The sequence below is a fragment of the Brachybacterium sp. JB7 genome (assembly GCF_003335205.1).
Taxonomy (GTDB): domain Bacteria; phylum Actinomycetota; class Actinomycetes; order Actinomycetales; family Dermabacteraceae; genus Brachybacterium; species Brachybacterium alimentarium.
The window spans coordinates 1-19,585 of the sequence record NZ_QPGN01000015.1 but is presented as its reverse complement, the minus strand read 5'-3'; the positions used below and the strand labels follow the sequence as shown (position 1 = coordinate 19,585).

15 protein-coding genes are annotated in these 19,585 nt (G+C 69.9%); 10 read left to right on the top strand and 5 right to left on the bottom strand.

The window, feature by feature from the left end; genetic code table 11:
* The first annotated feature begins 197 nt into the window (after positions 1 to 197).
* From CIK81_RS14380 to CIK81_RS14370, 3 genes are all read left to right on the top strand, one after another.
* A complete protein-coding gene (locus CIK81_RS14380; RefSeq protein ID WP_096164271.1) occupies positions 198 to 1,895 on the top strand; it encodes a sodium:solute symporter family protein in 1,698 nt (565 codons plus the stop codon).
* A gap of 22 nt (positions 1,896 to 1,917) precedes the next feature.
* Positions 1,918 to 2,253: a hypothetical protein gene (locus CIK81_RS14375; protein WP_096164272.1), complete on the top strand. Its 336-nt coding sequence runs from the start codon at positions 1,918 to 1,920 to the stop codon at positions 2,251 to 2,253.
* Between the two features lie 190 nt (positions 2,254 to 2,443).
* Entirely contained in the window at positions 2,444 to 3,973 is a 1,530-nt protein-coding gene (locus tag CIK81_RS14370; protein WP_096164273.1) for a S10 family peptidase, read from the top strand.
* A gap of 268 nt (positions 3,974 to 4,241) precedes the next feature.
* On the opposite strand, the gene CIK81_RS14365 is transcribed toward CIK81_RS14370, so the two are convergent.
* Positions 4,242 to 5,672, bottom strand: coding sequence for an FAD-dependent oxidoreductase (locus tag CIK81_RS14365; protein ID WP_179303716.1), 1,431 nt, complete (start codon positions 5,670 to 5,672; stop codon positions 4,242 to 4,244).
* 128 nt (positions 5,673 to 5,800) lie between these two features.
* Between CIK81_RS14365 and CIK81_RS14360 the strand changes: the two genes are divergently transcribed.
* Positions 5,801 to 7,681, top strand: coding sequence for a glycoside hydrolase family 15 protein (locus CIK81_RS14360; protein ID WP_096164274.1), 1,881 nt, complete (start codon positions 5,801 to 5,803; stop codon positions 7,679 to 7,681).
* A 20-nt stretch (positions 7,682 to 7,701) separates the two neighbouring features.
* On the opposite strand, the gene CIK81_RS18840 is transcribed toward CIK81_RS14360, so the two are convergent.
* Together CIK81_RS18840 and CIK81_RS14350 are read right to left on the bottom strand one after the other, a co-directional pair.
* A complete protein-coding gene (locus CIK81_RS18840; protein ID WP_338022863.1) occupies positions 7,702 to 8,052 on the bottom strand; it encodes a YbdD/YjiX family protein in 351 nt (116 codons plus the stop codon).
* Between the two features lie 14 nt (positions 8,053 to 8,066).
* Entirely contained in the window at positions 8,067 to 10,292 is a 2,226-nt protein-coding gene (locus tag CIK81_RS14350) for a carbon starvation CstA family protein (protein WP_096164329.1), read from the bottom strand.
* A 407-nt stretch (positions 10,293 to 10,699) separates the two neighbouring features.
* Here CIK81_RS14350 and CIK81_RS14345 point away from each other — a divergent pair, with 407 nt between their 5' ends.
* From CIK81_RS14345 to CIK81_RS14320, 6 genes are all read left to right on the top strand, one after another.
* A complete protein-coding gene (locus tag CIK81_RS14345) occupies positions 10,700 to 12,187 on the top strand; it encodes an NAD-dependent succinate-semialdehyde dehydrogenase (protein ID WP_114329481.1) in 1,488 nt (495 codons plus the stop codon).
* 217 nt (positions 12,188 to 12,404) lie between these two features.
* The gene (locus CIK81_RS14340; protein WP_114307633.1) at positions 12,405 to 13,388 is read left to right on the top strand and encodes a hypothetical protein; all 984 of its coding nucleotides are present in this window, start codon (positions 12,405 to 12,407) and stop codon (positions 13,386 to 13,388) included.
* Between the two features lie 107 nt (positions 13,389 to 13,495).
* On the top strand, positions 13,496 to 13,816 hold the full coding sequence (locus tag CIK81_RS14335) for a DUF3870 domain-containing protein (RefSeq protein WP_096164277.1): 321 nt from the start codon (positions 13,496 to 13,498) through the stop codon (positions 13,814 to 13,816).
* A gap of 158 nt (positions 13,817 to 13,974) precedes the next feature.
* Positions 13,975 to 15,126: a DUF819 domain-containing protein gene (locus CIK81_RS14330; protein WP_114311301.1), complete on the top strand. Its 1,152-nt coding sequence runs from the start codon at positions 13,975 to 13,977 to the stop codon at positions 15,124 to 15,126.
* Positions 15,123 to 16,412: a dipeptide epimerase gene (locus CIK81_RS14325; protein WP_114311302.1), complete on the top strand. Its 1,290-nt coding sequence runs from the start codon at positions 15,123 to 15,125 to the stop codon at positions 16,410 to 16,412. Before CIK81_RS14330 ends, CIK81_RS14325 begins: the two co-directional genes overlap by 4 nt.
* Before the next feature lie 116 nt (positions 16,413 to 16,528).
* Positions 16,529 to 17,656, top strand: a complete 1,128-nt coding sequence (locus CIK81_RS14320) for a C40 family peptidase (RefSeq protein ID WP_096164280.1) — start codon at positions 16,529 to 16,531, stop codon at positions 17,654 to 17,656.
* Positions 17,657 to 17,918: 262 nt separating this feature from the next.
* Here the strand turns inward: CIK81_RS14320 and CIK81_RS14315 are convergent, their stop codons facing one another.
* Positions 17,919 to 18,521 carry a twin-arginine translocation signal domain-containing protein gene (locus tag CIK81_RS14315; protein ID WP_114311303.1) on the bottom strand — a complete coding sequence of 201 codons (603 nt, stop codon included), beginning with the start codon at positions 18,519 to 18,521 and terminating at the stop codon, positions 17,919 to 17,921.
* 214 nt (positions 18,522 to 18,735) lie between these two features.
* The coding region (locus CIK81_RS14310; protein WP_147272363.1) for a serine hydrolase at positions 18,736 to 19,585 on the bottom strand (850 nt) is incomplete at its 5' end.

The window sequence follows — 19,585 nt, the reverse complement described above, 5'->3', positions numbered from 1 at the left end:
AATCGTCTGCGCCCAGGATTGCGCTGTGATATGCGCATCGTCCACCGCCTCGGGCCGTCCGCGGCGGTGGGGAAATACTTTCACAGTGGTAGCGTGACCGGCCGGTAGCCGAGGCTGCCGCCGCCCACGAGCACCCCCATGCGACTGCCGAGGGCCCTGTTCACCCCGCCTCATCCCCCTCTTCAAGGATCACCCCTATGGTCGACATCCGCCTGGATGCTCAGTGGATCGACTACGCGATCATCGCGTTGTACTTCGTGTTCGTGCTCGGCGTCGGCTGGTACGCGAAGCGCGGAGTCTCGAATTCGATCGAGTTCTTCCTCTCCGGCCGCTCGCTGCCCGCCTGGGTCACCGGCCTCGCCTTCATCTCCGCCAACCTCGGCGCCGTCGAGATCATGGGCATGTCCGCCACGGGCGCCCAGTACGGCATGCCGACCATGCACTACTTCTGGGTCGGCGCGATCCCCGCGATGCTGTTCCTCGGCGTCGTGATGATGCCGTTCTACTACGGCTCCAAGGTGCGCTCGGTCCCCGAGTTCATGCGCATGCGCTTCGGCACCGGGGCGCACCTGGTGAACTCCCTCAGCTTCGCGGTCGCCCAGCTGCTGATCGCGGGCGTCAACCTGTCGCTGCTGGCCACCATCGTGAACCGGCTGCTGGGCTGGCCGCTCTGGGTGGGCCTGGTGCTCGCCGCCGCGTTCGTGCTCTTCTACATCACCGTCGGCGGACTCTCCGCCGCGATCTACAACGAGGTGCTGCAGTTCTTCGTGATCGTCGCGGCCCTGCTGCCGCTGACGCTGATCGGCCTGCACCGCGTGGGCGGCTGGAGCGGCATGAAGGAGCGCATCGCCGGTGACGGGATGCTCGGCTCCGAGCAGCTGCACTCCTGGCCCGGCCAGGCCCTGTCCGGCTTCGACAGCCCGGTGCTGTCGGTCGTGGGCATCGTGTTCGGCCTCGGCTTCGTGCTCTCCTTCGGCTACTGGACCACGAACTTCGTCGAGGTGCAGCGTGCGATGGCCTCCAAGTCCATCACCGCCGCCCGGATGACGCCGATCATCGGCGCCTTCCCCAAGATGTTCATCCCGTTCATCGTGATCATCCCCGGCATGATCGCTGCGGTGCTGGTGAACGAGCTGACCGAGTTCAAGCAGCTCGAGAGCGCGGGCGACGCCGCAGGTGCGGCCGCCACCGGCGTCAACTACAACGACGCCCTGCTGCTGCTCATGCGCGACGTGCTCCCCAACGGTCTGCTGGGCGTCGCGATCGCCGGTCTGCTGGCCGCGTTCATGGCCGGCATGGCCGCGAACATCTCTGCCTTCAACACCGTGGTCACCTACGACCTGTACGAGCAGTACGTGAAGAAGGACGCCCCGGACGCCCACTACATCAAGGTGGGTCGGATCGCGACCGCCGTCGCCTGCGTGATCGCGATCTTCACGGCGCTGATCGCCGGGCAGTTCTCGAACCTGATGGACTACCTGCAGACGCTCTTCGGGTTCTTCAACGCCCCGCTGTTCGCGACGTTCATCCTGGGCATGTTCTGGAAGCGGATGACCCCGACGGCCGGGTGGACCGGTCTCGTCGCAGGCACCCTCTCGGCGGTCGCGCTGTGGAGCTCCTCGACCTTCTTCGACGCGTTCGAGCTGCCCGGACAGGGCCTTGCCTTCGTGAGCGCGGCGACCGCGTTCGTCGTCGACATCGTGGTCTCCGTGGTCGTCACGCAGTTCACCGCCCCCAAGCCGGTCCACGAGCTGAAGGGCCTCGTCTACTCCGAGACCCCGAAGGCCGATCTGGTCGACGCCGACGAGAAGGACCTTCCCTTCTGGCGCCGCCCCGTCCCCATGGCGGGCATCGGCCTCGTCCTCGTCGTCATCCTGAACATCGTCTTCGCCTGAGCGCGGACGGAGGAGAACACCCATGAGTGCACACAAGGATCAGAATCCGGGCGCGGCCGCGGCCGACGCCCCTGAGGGCGCGAAGGTCGAGACCGCCGGCGCGTTCGACATCCGCAATTTCATCGGCACCCTGCTGGGCCTGTTCGGCCTGATCCTGGTGGCGATGGGGCTGTTCGCGTTCAACGACGCGGAGGCCGCGAAGACCGAGGGGCTCAACGCCAACCTGTGGGCGGGGCTGGCCATGGTCGTCGTGGCGATCCTCTTCGTCCTGTGGACGAAGCTGGACCCGATCCGCATGGTGGTGCGCGAGAACGAGGAGGGAGCCGACGTCCCCAAGGACATCGCTCCCCTCGACTGACCCGGCCTCTGCCGGCGGCCCCGCGCCCATCCGTCGGCCGACGCCCCACAGCGCGCGCCCGCCCCAGGGGTGACGCTCCGGATATGCACGAATCCCCCGATCTGCGCCCTCAGCGGCACGGATCGGGGGATTCGTGCCTCCTGCCCCGCGTAGCATCGACGCCGACGCCGCACCCGACGAAGGAGCACGAGTGACCGAGCAGACCACCACCCCCTCCCCCGACAGCCCGACAGGCAGGAGCAGCACGAGCAGCACTGCCCCGCCCGAGGATCACCTGGTCACGACCCTGCACTCGCTCGACCTGCCGGATGGTCCGCTGAACTACACCGCGACCACCGGCACCGTGGTGCTGACGGAGGAGCCCGAGGGCGAGGAGTACGGGCGCGGCTGCGCCTATGCCGAGCTGTTCTCCGTCTCCTACGTCGCCACCGCCTCCGGCGCCTCCTCGGCCGACGCCGCCGAGCGCCCGGTGCTGTTCGCCTTCAACGGCGGCCCCGGCGCCTCGACGGTCTGGCTGCACCTGGGCCTGCTGGGCCCGCGCCGTGTGGACTCGGGCGACGCCGGCTCCCCCGCCGATCCGCCGCATCACCTGCTGGACAACCACGAGACGATCCTGCGCCATGCGGATCTCGTGGTGGTCGACGCGATGACCACCGGCTACTCACGGCCCGCCCCCGGCGCGAAGCCGGCCCGCCACCACGGCCTCACCGCGGACCGCGATCTGATCGCCTCGTTCGTCATCGACTGGCTGACCCGCAATCAGCGCTGGACCTCCCCCGTCTTCCTGGCCGGCGAGTCCTACGGCACCACGCGCGCCTCGGCCGTCGCCGCGCGCCTCATGGATCGCTACTACCTGGCGGTCGCGGGCATCGCCCTGATCTCCCCCGTGCTGGACTTCGGCACCATCAGCTTCGATCCCGGCAACGACTGCCCCTACGTGCACTACCTGCCCACCTATGCGGCGATCGCGCATGCGCACGGCAAGCACGAGGGCCGCCTGCTGCAGGACGTGGTCGACGAGGCCGAGGCCTTCGCCGAGCAGGAGTACCCGGCGCTGCTGGCCGCGGGGCTGCGCCTGTCGACCGAGCAGGTCCGTGAGGCGGCCGCCCGCATCGGCGCCCTGATCGGCGTGGATCCGGGCTGGGTGGAGCGTGCGGACCTGCGGGTGGAGCACATGGCGTTCCTCGCGGAGCTGCTGCGCGATCAGGGCCTGGTCACCGGGCGCATCGACGGCCGCTTCACCGCGCCGCTCGGCGATGGCAACGCGGCCTCGATGGAGACCGATCCGTCGATCGACCAGCTCGCCCCGTCCTACACGGCGACCATCAACCAGTACCTGCGCGCGGAGCTCGAGTTCTCCAGCGACGTGGTCTACGAGATCATGTCCGGCCGGGTGCATCCGTGGAGCTACAAGGACTTCGAGAACCGCTCCGTCGAGGTCGCCTCGGATCTGTCGCGCCTGCTGCGGAAGTCCCCGCACACCACCGTGCTGGTCTCCCACGGCTATCACGACGCGGCGACGCCGTTCCACGCCAGCGAGCACGTGCTCGCCCAGCTCGCGATCCCGCGCTCGGACTACGACGAGCGGATCCGCATCGAGTACTACGAGGCCGGGCACATGATGTACTGCCACGAACCCAGCCGCCTCGCGCTCTCCCAGCACCTCGCGGAGTTCGTGACCGGTGAGGACGCCGCCGTGGACGCCTCACCCGAGAAGTAGCCTCCACGCGCAGCCCAGCGGTCGATCCAGAACGCGCGTCCCCGCCGCGGGCCGGAACGCACGCCCCTGACCGCCCCCGACCGGCTCCTCTCGCAGTAGTGCACCGCAGCGACCGATGCCACCTCGCGCATCGGTCTCTGCGGTGCATCATGGGCGGTCCGTGGCACGGGCCCGCGGGTTCGGGGGCGTGCGAGCGCGGAGGCCGGGGCAGGGCCGGGCGGGTGAGGGTCGGGGCCCGGGCGATAGCGGCCGAAGGCGCCGCACGGTCTCACCCCTCGTAAGGGGCGAGCTTCCCGAGGGTCTCGTTGAGCGCCTCGGTCGAGGAGGGATGGGTCCAGATCCCGTCACGCAGCTGCGTGGCCGTGGTGCCGGTGCGCATCGCGAGCGCCACGAGGTTGATGACCTCCTGGGCCTCGACGTGGAACAACCGGGCTCCGAGGATCTCGTCGGTCTCCGCGTCGACCACGTACTTCACGATCCCGCGAGGGTCGCCCAGGGCCTTCGGGCGCGGCATCGCCTTGATCGTGGCGACCTTCTGGGAGGCGACGAGGATCGTCCGGCCCTCGGCGAGCGCTTCGTCGGCGGTGAGGCCCACGGTCGCGAGCGGCGGGGTGAGGAAGGTGGTCGCAGGCACGGCGACCCGGTCGGTCGTGGTGCGCCGGCCGCCGCCCTGCAACTGGGACAGGACCACGCGGTTGTCGTCCAGGGAGAGGTACGTCTGCTGGGCGCCGCCGTGGACATCGCCCATGGCGTAGACGCCGTGGGCGCTCGTGCGCAAGTGCTCGTCGACCACTACAGCGCCACGCCCGTCGGTGTCGACCCCCGCGGTGTCGAGTCCGAGGCCGGCCGTCGCGGGGCGTCGCCCGGTGGCCAGCAGCACGGCCTCCGCCTCGAGCGTGCGCTCCTCACTGCCCACGCGTACGACGACCGCTGCAGCCTCGGCCCCGTCCTCGATCCGCACTGCCGAAGACTCGTGCAGCAGGTGGATGCCGGCGTCCTCGAGCACCTCGGCGACCTCGGCGGCGACGTCCTCGTCCTCCGCCGGCAGCAGGCGCTCGCGTCGGTTCACGACGGTCACGTCGGATCCGAATCCGGCGAACATCGAAGCGAACTCCAGACCGATGGGGCCCGCACCGATCACGACGAGACGCTCAGGCAACGGGTCCACGTGCTGCAGCGAGGTCGAGTCGTGCACGCGCGGTGAGTCGATGCCGGGCAGGTCGGGACGCGTCGGGGTGGCGCCGGTGTTGACGATGACGACATCGGCCGACGCGGTGAGCAGGTCATCGCCTCCGGTGACCTCCACGGTGCGTTCGGCGGTGAAACGGGCGCGGCCGTCGATCAGGGTGACGGCATCGAGCTCGGCCAACATGTGGTGGTTGACCTCGCGCATCTTTCCTACGACCGTGTCACGGCGGGAGACGGCGCGGCTCCAGAACTGCTGGGCGTCGTCATCCTCGCGGCGCTGCTCGGCGTCGTGGACGAGCGTCTTGGTGGGCACGCAGCCGATGTTGATGCAGGTGCCGCCGTGCATGGTGTCGAACTGCTCGACCATGCCCACTCGGGTCCCGGTGCCGCCGAGCGCTGCGGCGAGCGTCTTGCCGCCCTTGCCCCAGCCGATCACCAGCAGGTCGAAATCCAGGTGAGGGGTATCGCCGTCGTTCCGTACGGTCGTGGAGGTAGAAGTCGAAGTGCTCATAGGGCAACAGTAGGCCCGGGCCACGGCGGGCGATCGCCCAGAGGGGCTTCGGTCCGCGCCGCACGCCACATCTTCATCGGCCTGCGCGATCCGATCCCCGCCAGATTCTGCGGGTGCAGACTGGAAGCATGACCAGTGTGCCCATCGAAGATCACGCCCTGCTCTCGGACCAGCGCGCCTCGGCGCTCGTGACACGAGAGGGGGACATCGACTGGCTGTGCCTGCCCCGCTTCGACTCCGCTGCCCTGTTCTGTTCCCTCCTCGGGGAGGACGAGCACGGGCACTGGTCGCTGCGGATCGCCGACGGTGAGGTCGTCTCCCGCCGGTACCTGCCGGGCACGATGGTGCTCGAGACGGTGTGGCGGTCCCCCACCGGCACCGCGGCGGTCACCGAGCTGATGCCGATCGGAGACGGCGGACGCCCTCGGGGCCAGGGTGGTGAGGATCCGGCCGGAACCGCGCCCACCGCGCTCCCCTTCGGCGCCACCTCGCTGGTCGGCGACGTCGACGACCAGGCGGATCTCGTCCGCAGCGTGACCTGTCTCGAAGGCGAGGTCCACGTGGTGCAGCAGCTGGCGATCCGCTTCGACTACGGACAGACGGTGCCGTGGGTGCGGCGCGGTGATGACGCGGGTGGCGACAAGGTGCTGATCGCCGTCGCCGGCGGGGACGGCATCGCCCTGCACGGGCCCGCGCTCACCGCCCACGGCCGCATGCACCGCGGTGAGCACCGGCTGCGGGCCGACGAGACCGCCGCCTGGGTGCTCACCTGGTTCCCCTCCTGGCAGGGAGTGCCCGGCGCCGTCGATGTGGAGGACGTCCTGCAGCGCACGGTCGCCGAGTGGACCGGGTGGCTCGGCCAGATCCGTGTGCAGGAGGAGTACTCGCAGCCGGTGGCCCGCTCCCTGCTGGTGCTGCGCGCGCTGACCCACCGGCGCACCGGCGGGATCATCGCCGCCGCCACCACCAGCCTCCCCGAGGACATCGGCGGAGTGCGCAACTGGGACTACCGCTTCTGCTGGTTGCGCGATGCCGCTCTGTCCCTGGAGGCGCTGCTGGCCCACGGGCATGTGGATGCGGCCAGCACCTGGCGCGACTGGCTGCTGCGCGCGATCGCCGGCGATCCCGAGCGCCTGCAGATCATGTACTCGATCACCGGCGACCGGAACCTGCCCGAGCGCGAGCTGGCGCATCTGCCCGGTTATGCGGACTCGGTGCCGGTCCGTGTCGGCAACGGTGCGGCCGACCAGTACCAGGCGGACGTGGTGGGCGAGGTGATGATCGCCCTGGGCGCGATGCGCGAGGCGGGCCTGGAGGAATCCGAATGGTCCTGGCCGCTGCAGAGGGCCCTGGTCCGCTACACCGAGGCCCGCATCGACCAACCGGATCAGGGCATCTGGGAGATGCGCGGCGACCCTGCCTTCTTCACCCACGGCCGGGTGATGGTGTGGGCGACGTTCGACCGCGCCGTGCACGCCGTGGAGCGTCACGGGCTAGCCGCCGCTCCGGATGAGCTCGAACGCTGGCGCCGCCACCGTGATCAGGTGCGCGAGGAGGTCCTGAGCCGCGGCGTCGGGGCCGACGGCGCCTTCACCCAGACCTATGGCAGCGCCGAGGTGGACGCTTCCCTGCTGCAGATCCCGCACACCGGCTTCCTCCCGGCCGACGACCCCCGCATGCTCGCCACCGTCGCCCGGATCGAGCAGGACCTGCGCACCGAGGAGGGTCTGATCCTGCGCTACCGCACGCAGGGCCAGGACGGGCTGCCCGGGGACGAGCACCCCTTCTTGGTGTGCTGCTTCTGGCTGGTCGAGCAGTACGCCGCCGCCGGTCGCGTCGACGACGCCGAGAAGCTGCTGGACCAGCTGCTGACCTGCGCCAACGACCTGGATCTGCTGGCCGAGGAGTACGACGGCAGCGCCGGGCGCATGATCGGCAACTTCCCCCAGGCCTTCAGCCACCTCGGCCTGATCCGGGCCGTCGACGCGCTGGCCCTCGCACGCAGCTGACCGGCGCCCGCTCGCCCTGCTCAGCAGCAGCGGCCCTGCGGGTTCCGGTCCTCCTCGGCGTACTTCTCCCGCCAGAACTCGCGCTCGCTCAGCGGTGCGTGGGTGCAGCCCGTGACGCGGTGATGGGTCAGGTACTTGTCGTAGGCGTCGGAGCCCATGATGCCGCGCGCGAACCGGCGCACCTCACGCAGGACGACGCCGACCCGGGCGCGGACGTCGGCCGCGGAGCCGGCACCGCGGGCACCCGCGGCACCCGTGCCCGCCGCCCGAGCGCCCGCCGCCCCCGTTCCCGTTCCCGTCGCACTGGTGCCCACGCCCGCGCTCGCGCTCGTGCCCATCATCCGGGCGTCCGTCGTCCGAGAGCCGGTCATTCGCGCGTCCGTCATCAGTGGTGACCCCCTCCGGCAAGGTCCTTCTCCGGGTGCTGGCCGAGATACTCGGTCCAGCGGCCCTGGAGCTCCTTCTCCGCCGGCGAGGCCACCATCCCGGACGGGGCGAAGTACTCGGACTCGACGTACGGATCCTCGGTGTCCAGGATGTTGTGGCCACGCAGCGCCTGCAGGGTGCGCCAGAGCGAGACGATCATGACGATCACGGCGCACACCACGAACAGGATCGACAGCGAGCCCTGCACGGCGGTGTTGAACACGACCGTCTGCATGTCCTCGACGTTGGTCGCCAGGCCCAGGCTGGTCTCCCCCGCGGCGAGCGCGTCGCGATAGGCGATGTGGTTCGCCCAGTAGCCCACCTGCGGGTCGCTGGAGAAGATCTTCAGCAGTGAGCCGTACACGGTGATCACGGCGGTGAAGAGCATGGGCACGGCGATCGTGAGCAGGATCCAGCGGTGGCCCTTGCGGGCGAACACCACCAGGCAGATCGACAGGGCCACGGCCGCGAGCAGCTGGTTGGCGATGCCGAACAGCGGGAAGAGCGTATTGATCCCGCCGAGCGGGTCCATGACGCCCATCAGCAGGATCGAGCCCCATCCGGCCACCATCAGCGCGGTGGTGATCCAGGCGCCCACACGCCACGACGGGTCGCGGAAGCGCTCGTGCGCGCCGCCGAGGAGGTCGCCGAGCATGAAGCGTGCCACGCGGGTGCCGGCGTCGACGCTGGTGAGGATGAACAGTGCCTCGAACATGATGGCGAAGTGGTACCAGAACGCCATCATCCCGGCGCCGCCGACGACCTTGTGCATGATCCCCGCCAGACCCACGGCGAGCGTGGGGGCTCCGCCGGTGCGCGAGACGATCGATGCCTCGCCGACGTCCTTCGCGGTCTGATCGAGGGTCGCGGCATCGACGTTCACACCGGTCAGGCCCAGGGAGTTCACGAACTGCGCAGCACCTTCGGCGGTGTTGCCGGTGGCGGCGCCCGAGGAGTTCATGGCGTAGTAGATGCCCTGGTCGATGGAGACCGCGGCGACCAGCGCCATGATCGCCACGAAGGATTCCATGAGCATGCCGCCGTAGCCGATCATGCGGGCCTGGGACTCCTTCTCCACGAGCTTCGGGGTGGTGCCCGAGGAGATCATCGCGTGGAACCCGGACAGCGCCCCGCAGGCGATGGTCACGAACAGGAACGGGAACAGCGCACCGGTGAACACGGGGCCGTCGGTGCGGGAGGCGAACTCGCTCATCGCGGGGGCCTCGATCACGGGCCGCACCACGACGATCGCGAGGGCCAGCATCACGATGGTGCCGATCTTCATGAAGGTCGAGAGATAGTCGCGCGGGGCGAGCAGCACCCACACCGGGAGCACCGCGGCGAGGAAGCCGTAGATGATGATCGCGACGGCGAGCCAGGTGCGCTCGATGTCGAACAGCTCGCCGCCCCAGCCGGATTCGGCGACCCAGCGGCCGGAGATGATCGCGAGCAGCAGCAGCGCGCAGCCGATCACGGAGACCTCGAAGACCTTGCCCGGGCGGATGTAGCGCAGGTAGATGCCCATGAAGATGGCGATCGGGATGGTCAGCCCGACGCTCCAGACGCCCCAGGCGCTCTCGCCCAGCGCGTTGACCACGACCATCGCGAGGATCGCGACGATGATCAGCATGATCGACAGGGTCGCGATGAAGGCCGCGATGCCGCCGACGAGTCCCAGCTCGTCGCGGGCCATCTTGCCCAGCGAGCGTCCGCCGCGGCGCATGGAGATCACGAGCACCAGCAGGTCCTGCACGGCACCGGCGAGGATCACGCCGACGACGATCCAGATCGTGCCGGGCAGATAACCCATCTGGGCGGCGATGACGGGGCCCACGAGCGGCCCGGCGCCGGCGATCGCGGCGAAGTGGTGGCCGAACAGGATGCGGCGGTCGGTGGGGACGAAGTCCTTGCCGTCGTAGGCGTACTCGGCAGGGGTCGCGCGGCGGTTGTTCGGCCGCACCAGCTTGTCCTCGATGAACTTGCCGTAGAAGCGGTAGGCGATCAGGTAGGAGCACACGGCGGCGAACACGAACCAGATCGCGTTCACGTTCTCGCCGCGCCAGATCGCGACCATGAACCAGCCGGCGCCACCCAGCAGGGCGATCACCGCCCACAGGGCGATCTTCGTCGGAGTCCAGCGCCTGTGCTCGCGCTCGTGCGCCGGGTCGACGACGGTGGGCGGCATGGTGGCTGCGGTGGTGGCCTCGGGGCCGGGTGAATCCGGTGCGCCGGGCGATCCGGGTGCGCCGGAACGGCCGGTGCCGGAGTCCGACGCGCCGGATGAGGGTGAGCCGGGGGCGGGCGTGCTGGGCACGGGGATCCTCCTGGATCGACGTTGACCTGGGGAAGGCGAGGAGCAGGGATGCTGCCGCCGTGCCATGGCGCCGGGTGGCAGCGGGAACCGATGCTACGCCTTCGCCGACGCCCCGACGTACACAGGGCACAGGGCACAGGGCACAGGGCACAGGGCACAGGGCACAGGGCACAGGCATGGTCGTCGAACCGTCCGGTCGCGACCACCGCTCCCCTGCACCCCCTCCGTGCACCGGGGTGCAGACTGGGGGAACCATCCGTCGATCGAGGAGGAACACCATGTCTGCTGCGACCACCCGCCCCACGATCACCCCGGCTCGCATCTCCGACCTGCTCGAGCGCGTCCCCCGCAGCTCCTTCGTCGGCGGCTCGTTCCTCGGCGGCACCCCCTCGCTGGCCGTGCTCGACCCGGCCACCGGCACCGCCCTCACCGAGGTGGTCGACGCCGATGCCGCGACCGTCGGCCGCCAGGCGCTCGACGCCGCCGTCGCCGCGCAGGACGACTGGGCCGCCACCCTGCCCCGCGAGCGCTCGGAGATCCTGCGCCGCGCCTACGAGCTGTGCCACGAACGGGCCGACGACCTGGCACTGGCGATGACCCTTGAGATGGGCAAGCCGCTGGCCGAGTCCTACGGCGAGGTCACCTACGGCGCCGAGTTCCTGCGCTGGTTCAGCGAGCAGGCGGTGCGCGCGCCGGGCGAGTTCCGGCATGCCCCGTCGGCCGAGCACGCGATCCTCACTGTGGCCCGTCCCGTCGGACCCGTCCTGGCGATCACGCCCTGGAACTTCCCGCTGTCGATGGGCACCCGCAAGCTCGCCCCGGCGCTGGCCGCCGGCTGCACCGCGGTGCTCAAACCCGCCCAGAAGACTCCGCTCACCTCGCTGCTGCTGATGGAGATCCTGCGCGACGCCGGTGTGCCCGCAGGCGTCGTGAACTGCGTGGTCACCTCGGATTCGAAGGGGCTCTCCTCCACGGCGATGTCCGATCCCCGCCTGCGCAAGGTCTCCTTCACCGGCTCCACCGGCGTGGGACGCACCCTGCTGTCCCAGGCTTCCGAGCACGTACTGAAGGCCTCGATGGAGCTGGGCGGGAACGCCCCGTTCCTGGTGCTCCCCTCGGCCGACATCGACACCGCGATCACGGCCGCGATGCCCGCGAAGTTCCGCAACAACGGCGAGGCCTGCACGGCCGCGAACCGCTTCTACGTCCACTCCTCCGTCGCCGAGGAGTTCACGCAGCGCCTGGTGGCCGAGACCGAGAAGCTCGTCGTCGGCCCCGGCATCGAGGACGGCACGACGCTGGGCCCGCTCATCGACGACGCCGCGGTGCAGAAGGTCGAGGAGCTGGTCACCGACGCCGTGAGCCGCGGAGCACGCGTGCTCACCGGAGGGAAGCGCCTGGATCGCGAGGGCTTCTACTACGCGCCGACGGTGCTCGCCGATGTGCCCTCCGACGCCCGCGTGAACCACGAGGAGATCTTCGGCCCCGTCGCCCCGATCATCGTGATGGACGATGTGGATGCCATGATCGCCGCCGCCAACGACACCGAGTTCGGGCTCATGAGCTACGCCGTCGGCGCCGACCTCGCCGAGGTCACCGACGCCGCGGGCCGCATCGAATCCGGCATGGTCGCGGTCAATGTCGGCGTGGCCTCCGACGCGGCCGCGCCCTTCGGCGGGATCAAGGAATCCGGTCTCGGCCGCGAGGGCTCCCACGAGGGTCTCGAGGAGTACCTCGAGATGACGTACGTGCGCCTGCCGGTGTGAGCGGGCACCGCCCGGAGGATCTCCCGATCGCCCAGGTGGCACCGTGAAAGCGCTCGCCGACCCGACGACGACGAGCACATGAACTCGCGTTGACCGATTCACATCGATCTGCGCGGATCGGTTGCGAGGTGCGTCACAGCCCGATACGGTCGCCGAGGAACCCTTCCCTCACCCTGCCGCCGGCGCTCCTCCGTGCACGGCGCATCTAGGAGCCGACGTGCGCACCCTTTATCGCTCGATGACCGTCCTGTCCACCCTGGCCCTCGCCTCCGCCGGCGTCGCCCTCGGAGCCGGTTCGGCCTCCGCAGGGCTGACCACCTCCTGCGAAGGCGATGCCTCCGATACGACCGTCCCCGGCGAGCTCGTGGTCAAGGAGGGCAACTCCTGTGTGCTCGACTCCGTGACCATCAACGGGTCGGTCGAGGTCCAGGCGGGCGCCGATCTGCTGATCACCAACTCGAGCGTGGCCGAGGGAGTCGAGGTGGCCGCCGACGGCTACTTCGACTCCACCGGCTCCGAGGTCGCGGGCGACGTCACCTCGACCGCCGGCTACGGCGTGTACCTCGACGAGACCACCGTGGACGGCGCCTACACGGGCGACGCCGGCGAGGGCGCCGATCCGTTCCTCTACTCCTACGACTCCTCGATCGCGGGCGACGTGACCGTCGGTCAGGGTCTCGTGCACCTCCAGACCGTGAACGTGGGCGGGCCCGTCTCCACTGAGGGCGCCCTCTACACGGACATCGTCGATTCCACCCTCGCCGACGACCTCACCGTCAGCGGCAACGCCGAGGGCGCCACCTTCTGCGGCAGCGAGGTCGACGGTGCGTCGACCTTCACCGGCAACACGGGCGTGCAGATCGGTACCGGCGGCGCCATCATCGACTGCGAGGACGGCAACTACTTCGGTTCGGACCTGACGGTCTCCGACAACACCGACGGCGTGGACGTCTCCTCCGCCATCATCCGCGGCGCGCTCTCCGGTGAGGGCAACGACCCGGCCCCGACCGGCAGCGACCTCCGCGTGCGCGGTGAGGTGAGCGGCCAGTTCGTCGACCTCTCGCCGGCATCGCAGAAGATGTCCCTCAAGGCCCAGTCCGCCGTGGAGAGCCACTCCTCGACCCTCGACACCAAGCGCGATGAGCGTCGCGCCGTCGCCGAGGAGCAGGCCGAGCTCTCCGGTCCCGCGAACCTGGGCTGATCCGGGCGCCTGCCCCGCATCCCGGGGCAGGCGCGCGGCAGGTCCCACCGGTGCCCGCTGCAGCGGGACCGGCCGCGAGCTGGGCCGGTCCCGCATAGGCTTCGGCCATGGGCACCACCATCTACCTCACCGGCGAGTCCAAGGCCCCCAGCAACAATCCGATCACCGAGCAGTGGGGATTGTTCTTCATCGGCCTCATCGTCGATACTGAGACCCACGTCATCCGCGAAGCGGACTGCACCGCCATGCTGTCCCTCACCGTCGAGTTCGTCCGCGAGCTGCTGGTAGGGCGTTCGCTGCTCGAGGATGACGCGCTGGTGGAATCGATCACCGACAGGTACCACGGGTCCTCGCAGAGGGCGCTCGCCACGGCAGTGCGCAACGCCGCCGCGAAGTACCGCGACTTGTCGGCCGGTGCCGCCGTCTAACTCCATACCCGCCACCGTCAGCCCGGAACCTCACCGAACCGGATCCCGTCGGAAGCACGCAGGCCACGTCTCCTGGAGACGTCGGTCCGCCGTGCTTCCGATTTTTTTATCCCCGGATGGCGGCGCCACCGACCACCCCTCACCGAGGAGATCTCCCGATGATCACCAACGGCCTGCTCATGCTCGGCGTCCTGCTGGCGCTGTCATGCGTGCTGATCGTGCTCGAGCGCACGACCGGCTGGAAACTGTTCAAATTCGTGCCCGGCATGGTGCTGATGTACCTGCTGTGCGCCACGCTCAACTCGTTCGGCGTGTTCGGCGACGACGACGCCACCCGCGCGCCGATCGAGCAGGTCAAGGACGTGCTGCTGCCGGCGATGATCTTCCTGTTCCTGTTCGGCTGCGATCTGCGAAAGATCATCAGGCTCGGCCCCAAGCTGCTGCTGACCTTCTTCGTCGCCGCCCTCTCGCTGACCGTCGGCATGATCGGCGTGTACGCCGTGTTCCAGGGCTTCCTGCACAGCGAGGCCTGGAAGGTGTTCGGTGCGCTGCTCGCCTCCTGGACCGGAGGCAGTGCCAACATGGTCGCGGTGCAGGACATCCTGCAGGCGCCCGAGTCGATCTTCGGCTACGCGCTGATCACCGACACGCTCGGCTACTCCGTGTGGCTGATGCTGATGTTCGCCTCCGTCGCCGTCTCCCCGCGGTTCAACAAGTGGACCAAGGCGGACACGTCCTACCTCGAGGTCCACGAGGGCGCCTTCGACCAGGAGAAGAAGCCGGTCACCACGGCATCGCTGGCGATCGTGGTGTTCGGGTCGATCTTCGTCTCCACTCTCTCGATCTGGGTGGGCGAGCTGCTCCCGGAGTGGGGCGAGGTCGTCAACGCCACTACCTGGACCATCCTCATCGTCTCCGTGCTGGGTCTGCTCGTGGCCCTCACCCCGCTCGGGGAGACCGCCGGCTCCAGCGAGGTCGCCGGACTGATGCTGTTCGCGGTGATCGGGCAGATCGCCTCGGGCTCGGACTTCACCGCGATCACCCAGGCCCCGATCTACCTGGTCATGGGGGCGCTGGTCCTGCTCATCCACGCCGCGATCATGGTGGTGTACGCCAAGCTCACCAAGACCGAGCTCTTCTCTCTGGCCGTGGCCTCGACCGCGAACGTCGGCGGCATCGCCTCGGCGCCCGTCGTCGCCGCCGCCTTCAACCGCCAGCTGGTGCCCGTCGGCGTGCTGTTCGCGCTGATCGGCTCGTTCATGGGCACGTTCGTGGGTCTCATGGCCGCCCAGCTGATGGCGGCGCTGTGAGCGGGCAGCCAGGGCCTGAGCACCTCGATGAGCCGCTCGTCGTCGTCGCGGTGCGCCGGCATCGCCATCGGGCCCCGCTGCTTCGCCCCTTCGTCACCGCTGCGCGGCGCACGGAGGCCGTGGAGTACGTGGTCGCCGAGGTGGAGCTGGCCGACGGCACGATCGGGCAGGGCAGCGCAGCGGAGACCGTCGCGATCACCGGGGAATCGGCCGACACGATCGAGGCAGCTCTGGAGGGCCCGCTGCGCGCAGCGATCCAGGGCCGTACCGGCACGATCGTGGAGCTGTCCGCCCGGGTCGCCGGCGCGCTCGAGGGCTCCACGAGTGCGAAGGCCGCGCTCGAGATCGCGCTGCACGACGCCTGGGCCAAGGCCCTCGATGCTCCGCTGGTGGAGCTGCTGGGCGGCCGGCTCACCGATGGCCTGCTCAACGACATGACCATCTCGTTGGAGGATCCGGAGGTGATGGCCGGGCATGCCCGCGAGGCCGTCGCCGGCGGAGAGCAGATCCTGAAGATCAAGCTCGGCCACGACATCTCCGAGGATCGCGAGCGTCTGGCCGCCGTGGTGGCCGCCGTGCCCGACGTCCGCCTGCGGCTCGACGCCAATCAGGGCTGGGGGCCGGAGCAGGCGATCGACATCATCACCGGTTTCCTGGCCGACGGCCTGCCAATCGACCTGGTCGAGCAGCCCGTGGCGGCCGCGAACATCGAGGGCCTCGCCCGCGTGACCGCTGCGGTGGACGTGCCGATCATGGCCGACGAAGCCGTCTGGAACGCCGAGGACGCCCATCGTCTGGTCGAGTCCGGCGCCGCGGACCTGCTGAACATCAAGCTCGCCAAGACGGGCGGGCTGCGCGGAGCCCTGGAGATCGCGGACGTCGCCCAGAAGGCCGGGGTGGAGTGCATGGTCGGCGCCATGATGGAGCCCCGCATCTCGATCACCGCGGCAGCCCACCTCGCCGTCGCGCATCCGGCGATCACGATGATCGACCTGGATCCGCCGTTCTGGTTCGCGTCCGACGAACCCGCCGGCGGGTACACGCAGGAGAACGGCTGGTTCCGTCTGGCGGGCGGGCCGGGCCTCGGGCTCGAGCTGCTCGCCGCCGACGTCGACCCGGCTGACGCCGATCTCGTCCCGACCCACCCGGTTGGACTTTCGGCCGGTGCAGAACCGTCGGCCGCCGTAGAACCATCGGACCCGTCGGGCCACTCGAACCCGTCGGACCCGTCGAACCCGTCGAACCCGTCGAACCTGTCGGACCCTCGCGCAGGAGGTGGTAGGTGAGCGACAGAGACGGCCCGTCGCCCGGCGCTGCCGGGCGCCGGACCCGCTTCCCCGCATGACCTGTGCATCCGTCATCTGATGCCCCGCACGCGTCGGGGCACGTCGAAGGAGATCCCATGTCCCTGCACGTTCCCGAACCCCAGCTGACCCGACGCGGCGGCCTGCGCCTGGCTGCGACCGGCACCGCCGGACTCGCCGTCGCCGGCGTCGCTGCCATGGCCCCTGCGGCGATGTCCGCGCCTGCGAGGGCCGACGCTCCTGCCGGACACCCGCGGAATCAGCCCGCACCGGGCGCCGATCTCGCGCCGGGCGACACCGCCCATGTCGCCGTCACCGCGACCACGTTGTGGGTGGAACCGGACAGCGCCCGGCCCGACGTCGATGCCCCGTCGCTCACCAACCCCGTCGACCTCGACGCCTGGAACGCGAACATGGAGGACACCGAGACTCGACGCTGGCTGACCGGCGAGCTCGAGACGCAGGCCGTTCTCGGCAGCGAGGTGATCGTCGATGAGATCGACGGCGACTGGGCGCACGTGGTGGTCACCGCACAGGGCACCCCGCGCGACCCACGCGGCTACCCGGGCTGGGTGCCGACGGTGCACCTGGTGGCGGACGAAGGCTTCGCCCATCGCGCCGCCGCATCGCCCACGGCGACCGTCACGGCGCTGACCAGCACACTCACCGGGACGCCGTCCGGGAACCACCCGAGCATCGACGTCTCCTTCGACACGGTCCTGCCGGTGCTGGGGCGGACCGGGAAGGCCGTGCGCGTGGCCGTACCCGGCGGTCGACCCGCCTACCTCCCGAAGGACGATGTCGTGGTACGCGAGCAGGGCGAGGAGCCGCCGCTGCCCACTGCCGAGGACATCGTCGCCACCGGCGAGCGGTTCCTCGGGCTGCGCTATCTGTGGGCGGGGGTGAGCGCGTACGGCTTCGACTGCTCCGGCTACACGTACACGCTGTTCCACCATCACGGCATCGCGATCGACCGCGACGCCGGGGACCAGATGAACCATTCGGGTCTGGACCCGGTGGAGCGCGAGGACCTCCAGCGCGGCGACCTCGTGTTCTTTGCGACCGAGCCCGGTGGCGATTCGATCCGCCACGTCGCCCTCTACCTCGGGGACGACCAGATCATGCAGGCCCCCAACGCCGAGCGCAGCGTCGAGATCATGTCGCTCACCGAGTACGACCCGACCGGAGAATACGCCGGCGCCCGGCGTGTTCAGCTCGCCGACTGACCACCGGGGCCCGGCCCGGCGGGTTCAGCTCGCCGACTGACCACCGGGGCCCGGCCCGGCGGGTTCAGCTCGCCGACTGACCGTCTGGGCCCGGTCCGGCGGGTTCAGCTCACCGGCCGACCACCGGGGCCCGGACCCGGACCGGCGGTGCGTCGGCTGCACGGTCTGCGTCGTCAGCCGACCGTGCAGCCGAGCTCGCCGCTCGCCCTGTCAGCCAGTCCCGTCAATCGGCCCTGTCATTCGACCGTGTCAGTCGGTCCCATCAGTCGACGATGAGGTCGTACCGGAACGGGTGGAAGTTGTCGAGGCCGTCGTACGGGTAGGCCGCTGTGCGGGACGTGGTGCCACCGGCACCGTAGGACTGCTCGAGCACGTTGTATCCGCCGTCGACCCATCCGTTGAACAGCACCACGTGCCCGACGCCGCCCTCGGAATCGGCGTTCTTCTGGAGGATGAAGTCGCCCGGGAGCAGGTCCTCCTTGGAGATCGCGTGCGAGATCTCGTAGCCGCCGTCGGGATGCAGGGTCTCGGTGGTCAGACCGGTCGGGTTGTCGTCGAAGCGGGCTGCCAGAGCCATCGAGACGAAGCCGGAGCAGTCCATGCGCCAGAGGATGTCCTGATCCTCCTCCGGACCGATATCGAAGTTCTCCATGCTGTACGCGCGGGGATCGTCGACCCAGAACATCGCGCGCTCGATGACCTCGTCGCGCGAGATCTTCTCGTTGAAGCCGGGCACCGGGGCCGCCGAGGCGGACGGCGCGAACACGGTCGGGACGGCGGCGCCGGTCACAGCCGCCGCACCGGCGACGCCGAGGCCGCGGAAGAACGTCCGACGGGAGTGCGGGGAGAGTTCCTGATCAGTCACGGTGGATACCTCCGTGTCGTCTGCACGGCCGCCGTGCGCCCGACCTCCGGTCGATCAGGCAGCGGTCCCGTGCGGGATCGTGCCCTCCACTGTGACCACGGTCACGACGCGGATTTCAACCCCTCCAGCGTCACCCTCACATTTATTTTACTCACCGTTCATCGGCTGACCTGGGCTTTTCGCACTCCGTCCGGCCGACGTGGGCGTCCTGTGCTCAGGCCGTGGCAGCGGGCAGCAGGTCGCGCACGAGCTGCGCGATCCGCGCGTCCGCCTCCTGCGGCTGGAGGCCGGAGGTCATGGCCGCGAGCACGTGCAGCTCCTCCCCGTCGGGGTCACCGAGGAAGGCGACGTCGTGCCGGTAGCCGTCGACCCATCCGGATTTCGAGCCGTGGTCGACGTCCTCGCGCACCGCGGTGGTGATGAGGGGGATCTGCTGGGCGCGCAGGGCCGCTCGCGCGAGCTCGACGGAGGCGATGGACAGCGAGGGCTGAGGAGACTGCGCGGCCCGTGGGTCCCATGCGGAGTGTCGGGCCTGCGTGGACCGTCGGGGTTGCGCGGACTGGCGGGACTGCGCGGGCAGCGTGGCAGGGTGCCTAGCGCGGTGCGCGTCGGGGCCTGCCGTCGCCTCATCTCGCCGCACGAGGGCGAGCATCGTGCGAGCCAGATCGTCGGCGCTGGTCTCGTTGGTCCTCCCGGCTTCCAGGGCGGCCGCGTCACCGATCAGGCGTTCCACCCGGGTCGCGCCCAGCTCGAGACGCTGGATCGTCTCGTCGACGGCGTCGATCCCGATGAGCTCGACGAGATGGTTCGTGGCTTCGTTGCTGGAGCGATCGATCATCCGCCGCAGCAGGTCCCGCACCGAGATCGCGGCGCCGTCGGCCGGATGCGTGGGGTCGAGGTGATCGCCGCCCAGGGTGAACCGGGTGCCGTCGCAGCAGGTGAAGGTGCGGGTCGCGGGGACAGTCGCCTCCAGATCGAGCGCTCCGCCGTCGGCCGCGCGCAGAGCCGTCAGCAGCACGTGCAGCTTGATGGTGCTGGCCGCGTAGTACGGCCGATCCGCCCCC

Coding starts and splice junctions, on each gene's coding strand:
- CIK81_RS14330 (WP_114311301.1), top strand. CDS start 13,975: ATGATCACCAACGGCCTGCTCATGCTCGGCGTCCTGCTGGCGCTGTCA.
- CIK81_RS14360 (WP_096164274.1), top strand. CDS start 5,801: ATGACCAGTGTGCCCATCGAAGATCACGCCCTGCTCTCGGACCAGCGC.
- CIK81_RS14335 (WP_096164277.1), top strand. CDS start 13,496: ATGGGCACCACCATCTACCTCACCGGCGAGTCCAAGGCCCCCAGCAAC.
- CIK81_RS14345 (WP_114329481.1), top strand. CDS start 10,700: ATGTCTGCTGCGACCACCCGCCCCACGATCACCCCGGCTCGCATCTCC.
- CIK81_RS14375 (WP_096164272.1), top strand. CDS start 1,918: ATGAGTGCACACAAGGATCAGAATCCGGGCGCGGCCGCGGCCGACGCC.
- CIK81_RS14320 (WP_096164280.1), top strand. CDS start 16,529: ATGTCCCTGCACGTTCCCGAACCCCAGCTGACCCGACGCGGCGGCCTG.
- CIK81_RS14380 (WP_096164271.1), top strand. CDS start 198: ATGGTCGACATCCGCCTGGATGCTCAGTGGATCGACTACGCGATCATC.
- CIK81_RS14365 (WP_179303716.1), bottom strand. CDS start 5,672: ATGAGCACTTCGACTTCTACCTCCACGACCGTACGGAACGACGGCGAT.
- CIK81_RS14350 (WP_096164329.1), bottom strand. CDS start 10,292: ATGCCGCCCACCGTCGTCGACCCGGCGCACGAGCGCGAGCACAGGCGC.
- CIK81_RS18840 (WP_338022863.1), bottom strand. CDS start 8,052: ATGACCGGCTCTCGGACGACGGACGCCCGGATGATGGGCACGAGCGCG.